The 17,505-nt window shown below is 66.8% G+C and carries 17 protein-coding genes; 6 read left to right on the forward strand and 11 right to left on the reverse strand.

Going from position 1 to position 17,505, the window contains the following annotated elements:
* Nucleotides 1–8: 8 nt before the first annotated feature.
* The 7 genes from ACTHQX_RS08235 to ACTHQX_RS08265 all read right to left on the reverse strand — a co-directional run bounded on the left by ACTHQX_RS08235 (nt 9) and on the right by ACTHQX_RS08265 (nt 8,216).
* Entirely contained in the window at nt 9–869 is an 861-nt protein-coding gene (locus ACTHQX_RS08235; protein ID WP_440156752.1) for a sugar phosphate isomerase/epimerase family protein, read from the reverse strand.
* A gap of 31 nt (nt 870–900) precedes the next feature.
* Entirely contained in the window at nt 901–1,785 is an 885-nt protein-coding gene (locus ACTHQX_RS08240) for an ATP-binding cassette domain-containing protein (RefSeq protein ID WP_440156755.1), read from the reverse strand.
* Nucleotides 1,782–3,656 carry a dipeptide/oligopeptide/nickel ABC transporter permease/ATP-binding protein gene (locus tag ACTHQX_RS08245; protein ID WP_236806494.1) on the reverse strand — a complete coding sequence of 625 codons (1,875 nt, stop codon included), beginning with the start codon at nt 3,654–3,656 and terminating at the stop codon, nt 1,782–1,784. The genes ACTHQX_RS08240 and ACTHQX_RS08245 overlap by 4 nt, the downstream gene beginning before the upstream one ends.
* The gene (locus ACTHQX_RS08250; protein WP_236806492.1) at nt 3,653–4,594 is read right to left on the reverse strand and encodes an ABC transporter permease; all 942 of its coding nucleotides are present in this window, start codon (nt 4,592–4,594) and stop codon (nt 3,653–3,655) included. The genes ACTHQX_RS08245 and ACTHQX_RS08250 overlap by 4 nt, the downstream gene beginning before the upstream one ends.
* 6 nt (nt 4,595–4,600) lie before the next feature.
* The gene (locus ACTHQX_RS08255; protein ID WP_236806491.1) at nt 4,601–6,133 is read right to left on the reverse strand and encodes an ABC transporter substrate-binding protein; all 1,533 of its coding nucleotides are present in this window, start codon (nt 6,131–6,133) and stop codon (nt 4,601–4,603) included.
* A 227-nt stretch (nt 6,134–6,360) separates the two neighbouring features.
* Nucleotides 6,361–7,371: a Gfo/Idh/MocA family protein gene (locus ACTHQX_RS08260; RefSeq protein ID WP_236806490.1), complete on the reverse strand. Its 1,011-nt coding sequence runs from the start codon at nt 7,369–7,371 to the stop codon at nt 6,361–6,363.
* Complete coding sequence (locus ACTHQX_RS08265) at nt 7,368–8,216, reverse strand: sugar phosphate isomerase/epimerase family protein (RefSeq protein WP_236806489.1); 849 nt, start codon at nt 8,214–8,216, stop codon at nt 7,368–7,370. Before ACTHQX_RS08265 ends, ACTHQX_RS08260 begins: the two co-directional genes overlap by 4 nt.
* A 295-nt stretch (nt 8,217–8,511) precedes the next feature.
* On the opposite strand from ACTHQX_RS08265, the gene ACTHQX_RS08270 reads away from it, so the two are divergent.
* Complete coding sequence (locus tag ACTHQX_RS08270) at nt 8,512–9,537, forward strand: LacI family DNA-binding transcriptional regulator (protein WP_236806488.1); 1,026 nt, start codon at nt 8,512–8,514, stop codon at nt 9,535–9,537.
* Nucleotides 9,538–9,615: 78 nt separating this feature from the next.
* On the forward strand, nt 9,616–10,470 hold the full coding sequence (nadE, locus tag ACTHQX_RS08275) for an ammonia-dependent NAD(+) synthetase (protein WP_236806481.1): 855 nt from the start codon (nt 9,616–9,618) through the stop codon (nt 10,468–10,470).
* Between the two features lie 20 nt (nt 10,471–10,490).
* On the opposite strand, the gene ACTHQX_RS08280 is transcribed toward nadE, so the two are convergent.
* Together ACTHQX_RS08280 and ACTHQX_RS08285 are read right to left on the reverse strand one after the other, a co-directional pair.
* On the reverse strand, nt 10,491–11,405 hold the full coding sequence (locus tag ACTHQX_RS08280; RefSeq protein WP_236806473.1) for an NADP-dependent oxidoreductase: 915 nt from the start codon (nt 11,403–11,405) through the stop codon (nt 10,491–10,493).
* Nucleotides 11,406–11,583: 178 nt separating this feature from the next.
* Entirely contained in the window at nt 11,584–12,378 is a 795-nt protein-coding gene (locus ACTHQX_RS08285) for an IclR family transcriptional regulator (protein WP_440156764.1), read from the reverse strand.
* A 174-nt stretch (nt 12,379–12,552) separates the two neighbouring features.
* On the opposite strand from ACTHQX_RS08285, the gene ACTHQX_RS08290 reads away from it, so the two are divergent.
* Nucleotides 12,553–13,284, forward strand: a complete 732-nt coding sequence (locus ACTHQX_RS08290; RefSeq protein ID WP_440156767.1) for a CoA transferase subunit A — start codon at nt 12,553–12,555, stop codon at nt 13,282–13,284.
* Between the two features lie 13 nt (nt 13,285–13,297).
* Complete coding sequence (locus tag ACTHQX_RS08295; protein ID WP_440156770.1) at nt 13,298–13,972, forward strand: CoA transferase subunit B; 675 nt, start codon at nt 13,298–13,300, stop codon at nt 13,970–13,972.
* Between the two features lie 81 nt (nt 13,973–14,053).
* Here the strand turns inward: ACTHQX_RS08295 and ACTHQX_RS08300 are convergent, their stop codons facing one another.
* Together ACTHQX_RS08300 and ACTHQX_RS08305 are read right to left on the reverse strand one after the other, a co-directional pair.
* Complete coding sequence (locus tag ACTHQX_RS08300) at nt 14,054–14,803, reverse strand: ankyrin repeat domain-containing protein (protein WP_440156772.1); 750 nt, start codon at nt 14,801–14,803, stop codon at nt 14,054–14,056.
* A gap of 10 nt (nt 14,804–14,813) precedes the next feature.
* On the reverse strand, nt 14,814–15,392 hold the full coding sequence (locus tag ACTHQX_RS08305; RefSeq protein WP_440156775.1) for a GlcG/HbpS family heme-binding protein: 579 nt from the start codon (nt 15,390–15,392) through the stop codon (nt 14,814–14,816).
* Between the two features lie 222 nt (nt 15,393–15,614).
* Between ACTHQX_RS08305 and ACTHQX_RS08310 the strand changes: the two genes are divergently transcribed.
* Together ACTHQX_RS08310 and ACTHQX_RS08315 are read left to right on the forward strand one after the other, a co-directional pair.
* Nucleotides 15,615–16,811: a sensor histidine kinase gene (locus tag ACTHQX_RS08310; protein WP_440156777.1), complete on the forward strand. Its 1,197-nt coding sequence runs from the start codon at nt 15,615–15,617 to the stop codon at nt 16,809–16,811.
* Nucleotides 16,808–17,434 carry a response regulator gene (locus ACTHQX_RS08315; protein WP_236806463.1) on the forward strand — a complete coding sequence of 209 codons (627 nt, stop codon included), beginning with the start codon at nt 16,808–16,810 and terminating at the stop codon, nt 17,432–17,434. Before ACTHQX_RS08310 ends, ACTHQX_RS08315 begins: the two co-directional genes overlap by 4 nt.
* Nucleotides 17,435–17,505 lie beyond the last annotated feature (71 nt).

Genomic DNA, 17,505 nt, shown 5'->3' on the forward strand with positions numbered 1-17,505 from the left:
TCCGTTGTTTAGAAAAGGTCGGCGTGGCCCATGGCCACGAGGTTGTCGTAGGAGGTCTGCAGCGCGTCCCAGACGGTGCGGCCGTACAGCTGGTCCTGCTCCACCAGAAGGTACTTTGCGCCGGCAGCCCGCGCGGCGGGGACGATGGCGGGGAAGTCCAGGTTTCCCTCGCCCACTTCGGCGAACTGCACCACGTCCTTGAACTCGGCCATGAAGCCTGCGATGTCACCGGATTCCAGCAGCCCGAAGGCGGACTCCGGCAGCTGCCCGATCCGGTAGTCCTTCAGGTGCACCATGGCGGTGCGTCCGGCGTACTTTTCCAGGGTCCGGACCGGGTCCAGGCCGCCACGCTGCACCCAGTGGACGTCAATTTCCATGCCCATCGCCGGCGAATTCTCCGCAATGATGTCCAGCATGTACTGGCCGTCGAACTTCGCAAACTCGATGTGGTGGTTGTGGTAGTAAAGGCTGATGCCGTGCTCCTGCAGGCGTTCGGCGTAGTCGTTGGCTTCCCGTGCGAAGTCGACGACGGCGTCGAGGGACTTCATCGCGGGGAACGGCAGCATGCCGATCCGCAGCAGGTTGGAGTCCAGCGTCTTGGCGTCGTCCACGATCTTGCCGAAGTCTTCACGGAGCGAATCGCCCGGCCGGCCCTGGGGTTTCTCCAGCATGACGGACAGCGCCGCGATATCCATCCCGAGTTCGCTGCGGAAGCGGTCCAGTTCCGCCACGTTGTCCGCCGTCATCGGGATCTGGGAAATTTCGACGGCGTTGTAGCCGATCGCGCTGACCTTGCGGAGCGTTTCGAACGCCCCGAGTTCGCTGAAGCTGTCCTTCAGCATCATCGCTTGTACGCCAATGGTGGCCATGGTGGTCCTTTCGTTGGTGGCGGTCGGTCCCCTAGGCAGGGACGCCGGCCTGTTCGTTCTGCTGCCGCTGGATCTCCAGCAGGCGGTGCCGGTCCGCCCGGCGCTGTTCCTGCCGGTCCGGGTCGGGCACCGGGGATGCCAGTAGGAGCCGCTGGGTGTAGGGGTGCTCGGGATCGCGGGTGACCACCTCGGCAGGCCCCTGTTCGACGATCTCGCCGTGGTACATCACGGCAACGCGGTGGCTGATGTGCCGCACCACGTCGAGGTCATGGGAGACGAACAGGTAGGACACGCCGGTGTCCTTCTGGATCTGCAGGAACAGGTCCAGGACGCGTGCCTGGGTGGAGAGGTCCAGGGCACTGACGGGTTCGTCGCAGACGATCAGCTTGGGTGAGAGCGCCAGGGCCCGGGCGATCGCGACGCGCTGGCGCTGGCCGCCGCTGAACTCCCGCGGCAGGCGGTGGATGGCGTCCGAGGGCAGGCCAACCTGGTCCAGCAGTTCCCTGACGCGCGTCCTGGCCGCCTTCTGCTCCATGCCCTGCACGCCGAGGGGCTCGGCGAGGATGTCGCCGATTTCCAGGGCCGGGTTCAGGGAGGTGTACGGGTCCTGGAACACCACCTGCAGGTCACGGCTCAGGATCCGGCGCTGCTTGCGCGTGGCCTGGCTGATGTCCTTGCCCTCGAAGACGATCCTGCCGCCGGTCACGGGCGCGAGGCCAAGGACGGCCCGGCCCAGGGTGGTCTTGCCGGAGCCTGATTCGCCCACCAGGCCAAGGGTCTCGCCCTGGCCGATGGAGATGTTGATGTCCGTCAGCGCCCGGAACGGCCGGGCCCGGAATTTCTTGCTGGGGTACTCGACCACCAGGTTGTCCACCGTCAGCAGCGGTGCGCTTTCCTTGAGTTCCACAGTATTCATGCCACCGGTTCCTTCTGGCTGGATACAAGCATGGACATGGGGGTTTTGCCCTCGAGCATGGACGCCAGCAGGGTCTGCGTGTACCGCTCCTTCGGATTCCGGAGGATGTCGCGGACGGATCCCTCCTCCACCAGCCGGCCATTCTGCATGACGGCCACCCGGTCGCAGAGGTCCGCCACCACGCCGAAGTTGTGGGTCACCAGGATGACGCCGATGTTCAGCCGCTGCTGCAGCTCGCGCAGGAGGTCCAGCACGTCGGCCTGCACCGTGACGTCCAGGGCCGTGGTGGGTTCGTCGGCGATCACCAGGTCAGGTTCGCAGCTGATGGCGCCGGCGATCAGGACACGCTGGGCCATGCCGCCGGACACCTCGTGCGGGTAGGCGCCGAAGGTCCGCTCCGGATTCACGATGCCGACGTCGGCCAGCTGCTTCAGCGCGCGCTTGCGGGCTTCCTCCTTCGAGATTCCAAGGACCCGCACCATGGGGGTGACCAGCTGGTAGCCGATGGTGAACGCCGGGTCCAGGTTGCTCATCGGCTCCTGCGGAATGTAGGAGATCCGCTTGCCCCGCAGCTTGGACAGCCGGTCCTGGCTGACCCGGTCCTCGCCCGGCGCCACCGTGAACTTGCCGTCGAACTGGATGGATCCGGCCACAATACGGGCGTTGTCCGGGAGCAGGCCCAGGATGGAGAACGCGGTCTGGGACTTCCCGGATCCCGACTCCCCCACGATGCCGAGGATTTCGCCGCGGTCCACGTGGAAGGAGACGTCGTCCACCACCTTCTTGACAGTACCGTCGGCCTGCGGATAGCCGACGCCGAGGTTGGTCACCTTCACGAGGTGGTGCTCGGTTCCAAGCTCGACGGCGGCCACGGACTTACGCGACTGGCCCGCCTTGGCGGGTGCCGCCGTCGTGCCTGCCGCAGAAGCACCCGGAGCCGGTGTCCGCTTCCTGCGGTGCTTGATCTTCTCACCGTCCTCGAGCGCGTCCCGGATGGCGTTGCCCAGCAGGACGAGTCCGCCGATGGTCAATGCCATGGCAAACGCCGGCCAGAAGAGCAGTGTCGGGGTCAGGTAGACGTTCTTGAAGCCTTCGGACAGCATGACGCCCCAGGTTGCCTTGGTCGGGTCGCCGAGACCGAGGAACTCGAGTCCGGACTGGATGGCGATGGCTACGCCGGCGATGGCCGCCGTCTGGATGATGATGGGGGCGCGGACCACGGAGAAGATGTGGCGGGCAATGATGCTCAGGTCCGAGAGTCCGGATACACGGGCGGCGTCGACGTAGAGCTCGTTCCGCACTGACTGGACCGCGGCGCGGGTTAGCCGGAAGTAGGACGGGCTGATGAGGATGCCGAACGCGATCATGGAGATCCACACCGAAGGACCGAACGCGGCACGGATGGTGAGCAGCACAATCAAGCCCGGGAGGCTCATGAGGATGCTGACAACCCAGTTGGAGACGGCCTCGAACCTGCCTGAGTAGTAGCCGGCGATCAGGCCGGCCGGGAGGCCGATGGCAATGGCAACACCGGCACACAGCAGCGCCGAAAGGAGGGTCAGCTGGGCTCCGAAGAGCAGCCTGCTCCAGTTGTCACGGCCGGCGCTGTCCGTGCCCAGGATGTTCACCCCGTCGGGCGCCGCCAAGGTCTTGGTGATGTTGGCAAAGTTCTCGTCGAAAGGTGCCAGGACGGGGGCGAGGATGGCCAGCGACGCTATACCCGCCAGGATCACCAGGGATGCGATGCCGAGGGGGTTCCTGAGGAGCCGGCGCATCACGGTGGAACGGACCACCGTTCCGCTCTGCCCGGTTTGATGCGGCCCCGCCGGGGCGGGCGCGGCAACAGCCGCTGTTTCTACGGAATCACTCATGACACACGCACTTTCGGGTTGAGCCAACCATTGAGGATGTCCACCAGGAGGTTCACGACGATGACCACCACCACGGTGTACATCACCACCCCCATGACCACGGGCAGGTCCGTCTGGCCCGTGGCGGTGACCGCGAGCGGACCCATGCCCGGGAGGGCGAAGATCTGCTCGATGATCACCACACCGCCCAGCATGCCGATGAGCTGCAGGCTGAGCACGGTCAGGCCGGCCGGAGCGGCGCTCCGCAGCACGTGCTTGAACAGGATCTCGCGCTCTCCGACGCCGCGGCTGCGCAGCGTGCGGACGTAGTCGCGTTCCAGCTGCTTGATGACGGCGCTGCGGATCTGCTGCGCACCGCCGGTCACGCCGTTGATCAGAAGGGCGATGACCGGAAGGGTCATCGAGTAGACCCACGCCTCGGGACCCACCTCCGGAGAGATGGTGCTGGTGGCGGGAAAGAAGCCCAGCTGGATGGCCAGGAGGGTCACGAGGAAGACGCCGATCACGTACCCCGGGATGGAGTCGCCAACGATCGCGCCCACCTGGACCAGCCTGTCCACCCAGCCGCGCTTGACGGCTGCGGCAACGCCGATCAGCGCTGCGCAGATGGCGATCAGGATCATTGCGGCAAAAACCATGGTCATGGTCACCGGGATCCGGGTGGCCAACGAGTTGGCCACCGGTTCCGACGTGAACCAGGAGACTCCAAGGTTCCCGCCCAGGGCATCGCCCAGCCAGGCGAAGTAGCGCGTCAGGAGGGGCTGGTCCAGCCCCAGTTCCTGTTCTTTCAGGGCAACCTGTTCAGGGGTGGCCTGGTCGCCCAGGATGTTCCGCGCAATGCTGCCGCTGGATGTGTACAGCAGAGTGAAGGTGAGCGCCGAGACTACGAACAGCACCACCAGACCGCTGCCCAGTCTTTTCGCAATGAACCTGATCATGGGGTCCTACTTGGCCGGCGAGTAGTTGTAGATGGACGGAACGGCCTGCTGGACCTGCGGCGTGACGTTCACCTTGGCGTTGTGGTAGTACATCTGGTTCACCCGGAACAGCGGCGCGAACCATGCCTGTTCCACCACATATTTGTTGACTTCCTGTGCCAGCTTGCCTGCATCCTCGCCCCCGGTCCGGACAGCCTGGATCTTTTTCTCGAGCTCCGGCGTCGTGTTCTTGAACGGGTTGTACAGGGCCTTGGTGGAGACGATCTGGTCAATCGCCACAGTGGGCTCGCCCTGGAAGAGGTTGAAGAACAGTGCGTTGTACTTCCGGGCGGCAACGTCCGAGGTGAAGGTATTGGTGATCGCTGCACCGGGCTTCAGGGTGATGCCGACGTCTGCGAGTTGCTGCTGCAGAACCGAAATCAGGGTTTCAGCCCCCGGAAGGGTGGGGACGTCCAGAGTCACGTTGTTCTCGAAGCCGGATTCCTTCAGCAGCAGCTTGGCCTTGGCGGGGTCGTAGCTATAGTAGTTTTCCAGCTCCTCCATCCATGCGCCGCTGTCCTTGCCAAACGGCTGCGAGGTCGGGGTTCCCTGGCCGAGCATCACCTGTTCAAGGATGGTCTTGCGGTCGAACGCGTAGTTGATGGCCTGGCGAACCTTGACGTTGGCCAGCGCCGGGTTCTTGGCACCGTCCCGGTCCAGGAGGAGCAAACCGGACCAGTCGACCTGGTTGGTTTCGAGCTTCATCTTGGTGCCTTCGGCCTGCTTGCCGTTTTTCGGGTCCAGGAGCGTGGCGTCGATCTGGCCGGAAACCAGGGCGTTGGTGCGGGCTGTGGGATCGGTCAGGATTTTGAGGGTGAGCTTCTGGAACTTCTGCAGGTCCTTGTTCCAGTAGTCCTTGCGCGCAGTGAAGACCGTCTGGGAGTCCTTCACGGAGGCAGCCTTGTCCATCACGTACGGGCCAGAGCCGACCGGCAGGGTCTTGATGGCCTCGGTGCCCAGGGCCTCGGGGCTTCCCATCAGGCCGGCGGCCTGGCTCAGGAAGTATTCCAGGGCCGGCTCCGCGGCGCTGAGGTTGATGTCGATGGTGTCCGCGTCCACCACGCTCACGTCCTTCACGGAGGCGAGCTGGGCCATCTGGGGGCCGTTGGCCTTCTTGAAGTGGTCCAGGTTGGCCTTCGCGGCCTCGGCGTCGAACTTGGCGCCGTCGCTGAAGGTGACGTCGGTCCGGAGGTCCACGGTGAGCTTGGTGTTGGTGCTGTTGTACTTCCAGTCGGTAGCCAGCATGGGGCTCAATTTCCCGTCCGGTTCGCGCAGGATCAGGGTGTCATACGCGGCCTGGTACGGCTGCAGCCCATGGCCGACGTGGGCCTGTGCGGGATCCCAGGAGGTGATGTCCCGGAGGGTGCCCAGCGTCAGCGCTGTTCCGGCGCTTCCACCGCCGGCGTTTGAGCCCGAGCCGGCGCCGCCGCCACATGCGGTGAGTGCTAGCGAGGCGCTCAGTATGATGGCGGTTGCTGCCGCCTTGGGACCTAACTTCATTGTTGGCTCCTTGAAAGGAATTAGAAGGGAGTCTGTAGAAACGTGGGCTTTTTGATGAGGCCGGTGTGGCGTGGGCCACACGCTGGCCGTCTGGAATTCAGAGTACGCACTGTTGCACCGCTTGGCAACCGATTGTCAAAAAAGTGTTGCCATGTTTCTTGAAGAAGGCTCAGCACAGCCCAGTAGAACGGCAGAGTAGTAGTGCAGCCGGTTGCCAATGCGGAGCATTAGGAGACCCTTGCAGCGGACTCCGAATAGCTCTGGCGGTACACGTCCTTAACAATGCGCAGGGACTTTTCGGCCTCCGCGGGACTGATCCAGAAGGGATCAGCGTCGCCGAGCCGGGCGTAGAAATCGCCGATCAGCAGCTCGTGCGAGACGCCCCAATAGGACCGGCCGCCGGACTCACTGCGGCGCTCCGGAACGACCTCCACGCGCCCGTCCGCGTAAGTGATGGTGAGATCGCCGCGCAGGGTCAGCACAGCCTCCTCCGTGACCACATCCAGGGTGACCGGGGCGTTGGTGGCATGGGCCAGCGTGGCATAGAACGCGCTCCGCGCACCGTTGGCGTGTTCCGCCACGAACTCCGCAGTGTCCTCCACCTCGATGGTTCCGCCCAGGAAGCGGGTGGACGCGTTGCCGCTGACGGCCGTCACGTCACCCACCAGCCACTGGAGCAGGTCCACGGTGTGGATGGCCTGGTTCATCATCAGGCCTCCCCCGCCGCCTGCCCAGCTACCCCGCCATGGCCGGTCGCGGTAATACTCCGCGGTGCGCTGCCACATCACCGTGGCCGAAGCCCCCAGCACGCGCCCCAGGCCGCCTGCGGACAGCAGCGAATGCATGGCCTGCGACGTCGCGTTGTACCGGTTCTGGAAACACACCGCGATCTTCGCCCTGCCGGCAGCGGCGACTTCGACCAGCCGCCGTCCCTCCGCGAGCGTATGGGCCAGCGGCTTCTCGACGATGACGTGCACGCCGCGCTCGAGGCAGTCCGCCGCAACCGAGGCGTGCCGGTCATGCGGGGTGCAGATGTGCACCACGTCCGGGCGGACAGCTTCGATGAGGCTCTGGTGGTCCGCAAAGCCCGGGACGCCGTAGGCGGCCATCGCGGAAGCCAGCCGCTGCGGGTCCGGATCGCAGACGCCCACCAGGGTGGCGCCGTCGAGTTTTGCTATCGCCTCGAAGTGCACAGAGGAGACATCGCCACAGCCGATGACGGCCGCCGTCGTACTCACGACAGTTCTATTCCGTTTTTCGCGGCGAGCGCGGCGAAGGCGCGGGCAGCGGTTCCGAAAGCCACCGGGCCGGAGAATCCGCCCAGCTCGTGGGCGCTGGCCAGGTGCGGTTCCAGCGAGGCAAAGCCGGTGAATCCGTCCGCCTTAAGGGCGGCGATGGTGGCATCGAGTTCGCCGTCGCCCTCGCCGGCAGGCACCACTTCGCCGGTGGTCGAGAGCGCGTCCTTGACCTGGAAGTACTCCAGGTAGGGGCGCAGCATGGCGTAGCCGTCGGTGTAGGGCTTGACGCCCACCTGGACGAAGTTGGCGTTGTCCCAGGCGATGCGCAGGGCCGGCGAATCCACTGACTGCATGATGTCCAGCACGCGTTCCGGTGTATCCCCGTAGATCCCCTTTTCGTTCTCATGCAGAAGTACGACGCCGGACTGCTCGGCGAGCGCCGCAAGGGCACCCATGCGGGCCAGGACATCCTCCCGGATGCCCTCAAGGCTTTGCCCCTCCGCCCGGTAGAAGGAAAAGATCCGGATATACCGGGCGTCCAGGCCCCGGGCCACGGAGATGATCTGCTTCAGCCGCTCCAGCTCGTGTTCCACCGGGAGGCTGACATCCACCTTGCCGATGGGGCTGGCGACCGCCGAGACCTTGAGGCCCTTGCTGTCCAGGATTTCCTTGAGCCGGGCAACCTGCGCGGGGGCCAGTTCGGAGACGTTGGTGCCCCAGGCGCTGCGGACCTCGATGTGGCTGGCCCCCAGGGCAAGCAATACGGCGGCCTGCACCGCCGGGTCCGGGTCGATCTCGTCGCCGAATCCCGATAGCGGCCAGACGGTGGTTGGGGTTTTGCTCACGCGGGGTCTCCTGGTTTTGGCGGCCGCCGCGCGGCAGTCCGTTCCTGGGGCAGTCCGTTCCCGGTCCGCCCCCGGCCTGAGCGCGGTGACGCAGTTCACAACAGTGTCGGAGCCAGTCTAGGGCCAGTGGCACGCCCACGACAACCGATTGCCAAACTTTGACAACCTGTGGCATTCTTGTTCAACGGACCTGTGCCGCCAGTCACAGACCCGCCATTTCGACCCGTGCCGCAAGGGCCCGGGCGGACGGAGAGAGCCGCAAAGCAAGTGGCTCGTAGGTTCAGAGAGGAGCGCCGTGGCTGCGACGCAACCAGCTGCAGTGGACCGGCCGGCCACCATCCACGATATTGCCGCGCTCTGCGGCGTGGCGGCCTCCACCGTTTCCCGCGCGCTGTCCACCCCGGACCGCGTCAATATCCGCACCCGCCAGCGGATCGAAGCGGCGGCCGCCCAGCTCCGATATGTTCCCAACAGCCAGGCCAAAGCGTTGAGCTCCGGCCGGACCGGCGCCGTCGGGGTCCTGGTGCCGGACATCACCAACCCCTTCTACTTCGACCTCATCAGGGGCACCCAGCTGCAGCTCAAGGCGGCCGGATACACGCAGCTGCTGGTGGACACGGAGGAATCCGATGAGGTGGAGGCCAGCGCCGTCGAGCAGCTGCGCAAGAGCGCGGACGGAGTGGTGGTGGCAGCATCCCGGCTCACCGACGAAGCGCTGCTGGCCGCCGCCGCGAAGATGCCGATGGTCACCATCAACCGCGACGTTGCCGGCGTTCCCGCCGTCATCATCGACACGCCGTCGGCCACCACCCAGGCGCTGGACCACCTCATCTCGCTCGGCCACAGCAGCGTCGCCTATATCGCCGGCCCGGCAACCTCCCAGTCCAGCACCCGGCGGTGGGACACGCTGTCCGGGGCGGCCGAGGAGCGCGGCGTGGAGGTCCGCAGGCTGGGACCCTTCGCCCCGAAGACGCAGTCCGGAGCCGCCGCCGCCGACGCCGCGGTGCACAGCGGAGTGACGGCGTGCATCGTCTTCAACGACCTCATTGCTATCGGGATGCTCCAGCGGCTGCGCGAACGCGGCATCAGGGTGCCCGAGGACATGAGCATCGTGGGCTGTGACGACATCTTCGGCGCCGACTTCTGCAACCCGCCGCTGTCCACCATGGCCTCCCCCATCGAGCAGGCGGGCCGCGTCGCTGTCTCCATGCTGCTGGCCCAGCTGAACCCGCTCGCCGGCGGCGTCGCACGGAGCCGCTCTGTCATGCCCACGCACCTGACGGTCCGGGGCTCCACGGGCCCGGCACCGGCCGGTCGGTAGCCGGAGGGGGCCGTCCTCTGGCGCGAACTCGGCGGAAACAGTTGAGCGGTACTGACGCCGCTGACTAGGCTGTGTCACATGCGCACACTCCAAGCCAAGATCATCGAAGAAATGGGCGTCCAGCCCCAGATCGATCCCGCAGAGGAGGTGCGCAAACGCGTCACTTTCCTGAAGGAGTACCTCAAGGCCACCGGCACCAAGGGCTTCGTCCTGGGCATCTCCGGCGGCCTTGACTCGTCGCTCGCCGGGCGGCTCGCACAGCTCGCGGTCGACGAGCTGCAGTCAGAAGGCGTGGACGCGGAATTTGTGGCGGTCCGCCTCCCCTACGGCGTGCAGCACGACGAGGATGACGCGCAGGCCGCCCTGGACTTCATCAAGGCCTCGAAGGAATGGACGTTCAACATTTCCGCCGCCGTGGACGGCTTCGAGGACGAGTTCGAAAAGACCGTCGGCAACGGGATCTCCGACTTCCACAAGGGCAACACCAAGGCCCGCACGCGCATGATCGCCCAGTACGCCCTGGCCGGAGAGCACAACTACCTCGTCATCGGCACCGACCACGGCGCTGAATCCGTCACCGGATTCTTTACCAAGTACGGCGACGGCGGGGCCGACATCCTGCCGCTGTTCGGCCTGAACAAGCGGCAGAACCGGACCCTGCTGGAACACCTCGGCGCCCCGGAGCGGGTGTGGAAGAAGGTGCCCACGGCCGACCTCCTGGACGACAGGCCTGGCCGCACCGACGAGGACGAACTGGGCCTGAGCTACGACCAGATCGACGACTACCTCGAGGGCCGCGACGTCGGCGACAGCGCAGCGGAGCTGATCGAGGAGAAGTACCTGCGGACCCGGCACAAGCGCACAGTTCCCGTCAGCATCTTCGACACCTGGTGGAAGCACGCGGGTCCGGAAGAGGCCAGGGCAGGTCTCTAGCCGCGGGCCTCCTGACGCGCCTAGGGCAGCAGCAGGATCTTCCCGCGGCCGTGGCCGCCGCGGCTGATTTCCAGCGCATCGGCGGCCTCGATCAGTGGCATCCGGTGCGCGATCGTGAAGGTAATCTGGCCCTCCGCGGCGAGCGTCCCCGCTTCCGCCACCCGGCCTTCCAGCTGTTGTACGGCCACCAGGCCGGCCGCCGATGACTGCTCGCCCGGAACTGTGGTCACCGCCCGGCCGGCGCCCTGGAGCAGCTCGGCCGTTGCTGCCAGCGAATCCTCGCTCCCCACGGTGTCCAGGACAGCGGTGACTGTTCCGGCGTCGTCGGCCAGGGAACGCACCCGTTCGGCCAGGCCGCGGCCGTACGTCACGGGTTCGGCGCCCAGTTCGCTGAGGTACTCCTGGTTGGCCTCTGACGCCGTGCCGATCACGCGTGCCCCGAAGGCCTGCGCGATCTGGACCGCGGCCGAGCCAACCCCGCCAGCGGCTCCGTGGACAAGCACCGTGTCCCCGGCTCCCACCGCGAGCTGCTTCAGGGCCGAATACGCCGTGCCGCCTGCCACCGGAATGCACGCTGCCTGTTCGAAGTCCACGCCCGCCGGCAGGGGGGTCAGCTGGTCGGCCGGCACCACGGCCGCTGTCCGGTAGCCGCCCACGAGTCCGTTCCAAATGACCTCGTCACCCACCGCAAACCCCTCAAAAGCGGTCCCGACGGCGGTCACGACGCCGGCCGCTTCGCAGCCGGGCACCGCCGGAAAGCCCAAAGGCGTCCACTTTTTCAGGTAGCCGGCCACGAGTTTCCAGTCTACGGGGTTGACGCTGACCGCCCGGAATTCCACCCGGACCAGGCCGTCGCCCGGCTCGGGCAGCTGCTCCGTCCCCACCTTCAGGACCTGCGGACCGCCGTATTCCTCAAAGTAGACCCGTGTGCTCATGGCCCTGGCTCCTTCGGTGCTGTCCGGCTTTTCTGCGGACAGCGCTGTCCGCAGAAGGTGGGCTCGTCTGCGGACGGCGCTGCAGGGGATCCCTCTGCAAGGGTAGGCACGGGCAGCAGGCACCACAACAGTTCCAGCAGTCCCGTCCGGCGATGCTGCGCAGCGCCAGGTGCGGCAGCTAGTTCTGCCGCCTACGCTGCCCACCCGCGCCGAGCCGAACGGTGAGCCGGTGGGCCTCCTCCAGCAGGAGCCGTCCCAGCTGTTCGCGCCGGTCTTCACGGAACCGGGGTTCGATGCCGGTCAGGGACAGCGCCCAGGACGGACGCCCAGCCTGGTCGAAGACCGCTGCGCCCATCCCCCAGCTGCCTTCGAGCACCAAGCCGGGGTTCACCGAGTAGCCCCGGCGGCGGGTCTGCTGCAGGCCCTTCCGGACCAAGTCTTCCGGGTGCCCGTCGGCGTATTTGCTGGCGTGAGCAGCCCAGTCGGACAGGATCTGCTCCTGTTCCGTCTCGGGCAGGAACGCCATGATCGCCGTTCCTGCGGATGCCACACCCAGCGGAAACCGGACGCCCTCGTGAAGCACGAAGGAGCGGACAGGGAAGCTGCCTTCTTCCCTCAGCAGGCACACGGTTTCAGAGCCCCGGCGAATCGAGAAGAAAGCGCTCTCGCCGGTCTCCTCCGCAAGCCGGCGCAGACTGGGCCTCGCGAGGTCCTCCAGCGGGAAACGCGCGGCAGCAACCGAGCCCATCAGCAGGGCCTCGGGGCCGAGCACCCAGTTCCCGCTCAGGTGATCGTGGTCGAGGAGGCCCTCGGCCGCGAGTGACGTGAGCAGGCGGTGCACGGTAGGACGCGTCAGCCCCGAGTCACGCACAAGCTCCGCGAGCGGGCTCCCTTCCGGCTTGCGTCCCACGATTCGCAGGAGCCCCGCGATGCGGCTGACGACCTGTGCGCCTTGGACCGGTGCCTGATTCACGACTTCTCCCGATGATCCATATTGTGGACACTCACCAGCCTATCGTCCACAGTGTAAAAGCGCGAGTAGCCCCGGGCCTTAGAGCCTTGACACCGTCGTCTCGGCCCGCCTACGCTCCACAGTCAGAACCAGCGTCCATAAAGTGGACTATAACGAGCTCAACGAGGAGATGCGATGTCGAAACTGAAATCCGGAGCCGCCCAGGCCCTGCACAATGTCCTGCAGGACGGGATCACCCTTGCCGTGGGTGGCTTCGGCTTGAGCGGCATCCCCTCCGACCTGATCGAGGCCGTGCGCGATTCGGGCGTGAAGGACCTTACCGTGGTGTCGAACAACATGGGGGTCGACGGCAAAGGCCTAGGCATCCTGATCGAGGCCGGCCAGGTCCGTAAGGTCATTGCGTCCTACGTCGGCGAGAACAAGCTGTTCGCCGAGCAGTACCTCGCCGGCGTCCTCGAAGTGGAGTTCACCCCGCAGGGCACCCTGGCCGAGCGGCTGCGCGCCGGCGGCGCCGGCATCCCTGCCTTCTACACCAAAACCGGGGTGGGAACCCTGGTTGCCGAGGGCAAACCGCACGAGGTGTTCGACGGCGAAACGTACGTCCGGGAGCGCGCCATTCGGGCCGACGTCGCACTGGTCCATGCCCACACCGCCGACACGGACGGCAACCTGATCTACCGCTACACCGCCCGGAACTTCAATCCGGTGGTCGCCACCGCCGGCGCCGTGACCGTTGCTGAGGCGGAGGTCATCGTCGAACCCGGCGCGCTGGATCCGAACCACATCGTCACGCCCGGCGTCTACGTCCAGCACCTGGTCCGGGCCAGCAACAGGGTCAAGGACATCGAACAGCGCACCGTCCGCCCCCGCGCGGACCGGATCAGCCCCGAACTCGTCAACAACTAACAAGGAGACTCCCGTGGCCTGGACCCGGAATGAGATGGCCGCGATCGCGGCCGAAGAACTGAACGACGGCGACTACGTCAACCTCGGCATCGGCATCCCCACGCTGGTAGCCAACAACCTGCCCGACGGCGTGCGCGTGGTTCTGCAAAGTGAAAACGGACTGCTCGGCATGGGCCCGTTCCCGTACGAGGGCGAGGAGGACGCCGACCTGATCAACGCCGGCAAACAGACCGTCACCGTCCTGCCAGGCGGCAGCATCTTCGACTCCGCCACCTCCTTCGGCATGATCCGCGGCGGGCACGTCAAAGTCGCCATCCTCGGCGCCATGCAGGTCTCCGGCAACGGCGACCTCGCCAACTGGACCATCCCCGGCAAGATGGTCAAGGGCATGGGCGGCGCCATGGACCTCGTCGCCGGCACCCCGCGCGTCGTGGTCCTCACCGAACACAATGCCAAAGACGGCAGCCCCAAGATCGTCACCGGCTGCACCCTCCCCCTGACCGGTGTGAACGTCGTGGACCGCGTCATCAGCGACCTTGCCGTCTTCGACCTCTCCAAAAAGGACGACGGCGGCCGCCGGCTCACCCTCACCCGCCTCGCCCCCGGCGTCACCGTGGACGAAATCCGGGAGAAAACCGGCGCCGAGTTTACTGTTGCCCTGGACCTCGCCGAACCGGCCCAGCTTTGACGGGCAACCTCGCCGCGGAGGCGCGAACGGTGGCGGCCGGCGGTCCAAAAGCGGGCCAGTCCGGCCGCCGCACTTTGACGCTCAGCTCCGCGACCGGATAAGCCGGGCCATCCCGGCAAAGCCCAGCCGCTCAGCGTTCTCCAAGGCCGTCCTGCCCTGCGGGTCGCGGATGTTGGGGTCTGCCCCGGCGTCCAGCAGCTGCCGCACCACGTCCTGCTGCCTCGGACCTCCGTTGTTCAGGAGGATGGCTTCCTGCATCGCGGTCCAGCCAAGATTGTTGACGTGATTGACGCGGACACCGGCGGCGATGAGAATCCGTACTGTCTCCACATGCCCATGCTCGCTGGCCGGAATCAGGGCGGTGCCGCCAAAACGGTTGGTGCTCCTGACGTCCGCACCGTGGGCCAGGGTCAGCCGCAGAATCTCATTGAAGCCCTCGGCGCCCGCGTACAGGAAGGCCGAATCCTGGATCGAGTCCTTGGCGTTCACGTTCCCGCCTTCCCGGATCAGCTGCGCCACGAGCGGCGCGTCGTTGGCTTTCGCGGCCAGGACCAGCCGATGGTCCAGCTTCTGCTGCTCAGCCGGAGACAGGGCAGGAGGTGCAGTGGCGGGAGCCGACGACGGCGGCCGCGCAGTGCCGCTCGCACCGGAACCGCCCGACGTCGTCCGGCTGCCATGGGCTGAAGCGACCGGGCTGGAACTGACTGGGGCCGGGTCCCCGGCCGACGGGGCGCCGGAGCAACCTGCCAGCAGGGACGCCACGAGCACCGCCAGGCCGGCGAGCGAAAAAGCGCTGGCTGGCCGGCCGCCGTCGTTCCTGTCTTTAACCACAGGCCGCAACCTACTTGGCGGCAATCACGGCGGCGCCAGCCTCGGCGCAGGCTTCGTCCAGCTTGCCGTCGGGGGCGCCACCGACGCCAATGCCCGCCACGGAGACGCCGTTCACCTTCAGCGGGACACCGCCGCGGAGGAACAGTGTGCCGGGAAGGTCCGCGATGCTCGGCCCGTTGCCGGAGATGCGCTTGGCAAGTTCACTGGTGGGGCTGCCGAGTGCTGCGGCCGTGTACGCCTTGCGCTTGGCCGACTCGATGGTGTGCTCGGCGGCATTGTCGCCACGCAGGAGGGCCTGGACGGTGCCGAACCGGTCCACGAGGGCCACCGTGACGAACGGCAGCTTGTCGGCCTGGCACTTGGCGAGCGCAGCGCCCACTGCCTTCGCCGAGGCGCCAACGGTGATCCGGTTCTGGGCGACGACGTTGTCCGCACCCGGCTGGACATCCGCGGCGGGCACAGCCGCCGCGGGCTGGACCGAAGCCGCTGCGGGGGAAGGCCCGGACCCCGAATTGGTGAGGGCGGCACCGGCGGTGATGACGAGCGCTCCGGCCGCGGCGGCGGCAAAAATCTTCTGGGACTTCTTCACGGTGGTTCTCCTTCAATAAGCGGGGCGCAGCCCATGTTGGCGGGCGCAGCAAAACGGCTGCATCTCCATGGTGAACCTGTGCCACCACGGGCGCATCAGGCCATCAGTTGGGACCGGCTCGTACTTCCGGATGGCGGTATCAGCCAAAAGGCTGAGAGACCAGCAACGATGCGCGCAATAGCATGGTTCCTAGCACGCCTCCCACCGGAACCGGACCCGCCCATGCCCTTCACCGCCCCCACTGCACCGGAACTACTTCCCGCACGGACCGGCCATGTTCCGGGCAGCCGGCTTGGACGGATCGACGCCGCGGTCCACCTCGGCTTCGCCGTGCTCATCGTGGCTTCGGTGGTGCGCTACGTGATGCGGCACAGCGCCCAGGACAACCTGCTTGTCCTCGCGCTGGCGGCCGCCGCCTGCGCCCTGTACGCCGTCATCGCCGTGCTCGCCCAGCGCCGGCGCCCCTGGGCGGTGTGGATGTTCGTCCTGGTCGCCGTCTGGGCCGTCCTGGTGATCTCCGCACCCAGCTTCGCCTGGTGCTCGTTTGCGCTGTTCTTCCTGTGCCGCATCGCCTTCACAGGGGCGGTCGCCTACGCGGCGGCGGGGGCGACGGCGGCGGCCACCGCGGCGGGACTGTTCCGGCTCAGCGACGGCACCGATCTGGCCATGCTCCTGGGACCGCTCGCCGTCGGCGTCCTGCTGACGCTGATCTACGACCGCATTGAGCACGACGCCGCCGAGCAGCGGCGCCTGCACCGTGAAGTGTCTCTCGCCCAGGGTCAGCTAGTGGCCAGCGAGCGCCGGGCAGGCACCATCGAGGAGCGTGAGCGCGTCTCCCGGGAGATCCACGACACCGTGACCCAAGGCCTCGCCAGCAGCCTGCTCCTGCTCGAAGCCGCTAACCGTGCCTGGCCGGAGCCGGCGTCCCGGCAGGATCTTCGGCATGCCAGCGAATTGCTGCGCCGGAACCTCTCCGACACCCGCAGCCTGGTCCACGAACTCGCCTCCCCCGGCCTCGACTCCTCGCCGCTGCCGGACGCCCTGCTCCAGGCCGCCTCGCAGTACGTACCGGACGCCACGCTGCTGGTCACCGGCGAACCCCGGCAGGTGGCAGGCGAGGTCCGCCATGCCCTCCTCAGGGTGGTGCAGAGCGCCACCTCGAACATCAAGCTGCACGCGTCCGCGGATACCACCACCATCACCCTCGGCTTCCTGCCGGATGCGGTCACGCTGGACATCTACGACGACGGCGCGGGCTTCGATCCGGCGGCGGTAGCACCGCCGTCGGACGCCGGTGGATACGGACTGCGCGCCATGCGGCAGCGGGTGGAGCAGCTGGGCGGCGCCTTCTCGGTGGAAAGCGCCCCGGGCGAGGGAACTGTTGTGGCGGCGCAGCTGCCGGCAAAGGGGGAAGAATGAGCGCCATCACCGTGCTCCTGGTCGACGACCACCTCGTGGTCCGCAGCGGATTGAAGGCCCTGCTGGGGACGCAGCCGGACATCGAGGTGGTGGCGGAAGCCTCCTCGGGCGAGGAAGCCCTGACGGCTGTGGAAGGGCACGCCCCCGACGTCGTGATGATGGACCTGGCTATGGGCCCGGGCATGGACGGGATCGAGGCGATCCGGAAGGTCCGCGAACGCAACCGCAGGCAGGCCGTGCTCGTCTTCACCACCTATGATTCCGACGCCGACATTGTCCGGGCAGTTGATGCCGGGGCCATGGGCTACCTTTTGAAGGACGCCGCGCCCGAGGAAATCTTCGCCGCGGTCCGGGGCGCCGTCCAGGGCAAAAGCGTCATGAGCCCGCCGGTGGCCTCCCGCCTCTTCCAGCAGCTGCGCAACCCTGACGAGGTACTGACACCGCGGGAAGCCGAACTGCTGAGCCTTCTCACCGAAGGACTCAGCAACAGGGAGCTGGGGCAGCGGCTGTTCATTTCCGAGGCCACCGTCAAGACCCATCTCGCCCACATCTACGCCAAGCTGGGGGTGGAAACGAGGGCCGCGGCCATCGCCACCGCCATCCGCCGCGAGGGGATGCGCTAGCAGCCGCATAACGGTTGCGCGGGCCCGGCGCCGGGTCTACCGTGAGCGGCATCAGTCACCACCGCCGTCAA

Origin of the sequence: Arthrobacter sp. SAFR-023 (genome assembly GCF_051965295.1) — a bacterium.
GTDB lineage: Bacteria > Actinomycetota > Actinomycetes > Actinomycetales > Micrococcaceae > Arthrobacter.

Coding starts and splice junctions, on each gene's coding strand:
- ACTHQX_RS08235 (WP_440156752.1), bottom strand. CDS start 869: ATGGCCACCATTGGCGTACAAGCGATGATGCTGAAGGACAGCTTCAGC.
- ACTHQX_RS08240 (WP_440156755.1), bottom strand. CDS start 1,785: ATGAATACTGTGGAACTCAAGGAAAGCGCACCGCTGCTGACGGTGGAC.
- ACTHQX_RS08245 (WP_236806494.1), bottom strand. CDS start 3,656: ATGAGTGATTCCGTAGAAACAGCGGCTGTTGCCGCGCCCGCCCCGGCG.
- ACTHQX_RS08250 (WP_236806492.1), bottom strand. CDS start 4,594: ATGATCAGGTTCATTGCGAAAAGACTGGGCAGCGGTCTGGTGGTGCTG.
- ACTHQX_RS08255 (WP_236806491.1), bottom strand. CDS start 6,133: ATGAAGTTAGGTCCCAAGGCGGCAGCAACCGCCATCATACTGAGCGCC.
- nadE (WP_236806481.1), top strand. CDS start 9,616: ATGCGCACACTCCAAGCCAAGATCATCGAAGAAATGGGCGTCCAGCCC.
- ACTHQX_RS08280 (WP_236806473.1), bottom strand. CDS start 11,405: ATGAGCACACGGGTCTACTTTGAGGAATACGGCGGTCCGCAGGTCCTG.
- ACTHQX_RS08290 (WP_440156767.1), top strand. CDS start 12,553: ATGTCGAAACTGAAATCCGGAGCCGCCCAGGCCCTGCACAATGTCCTG.
- ACTHQX_RS08310 (WP_440156777.1), top strand. CDS start 15,615: ATGCCCTTCACCGCCCCCACTGCACCGGAACTACTTCCCGCACGGACC.
- ACTHQX_RS08315 (WP_236806463.1), top strand. CDS start 16,808: ATGAGCGCCATCACCGTGCTCCTGGTCGACGACCACCTCGTGGTCCGC.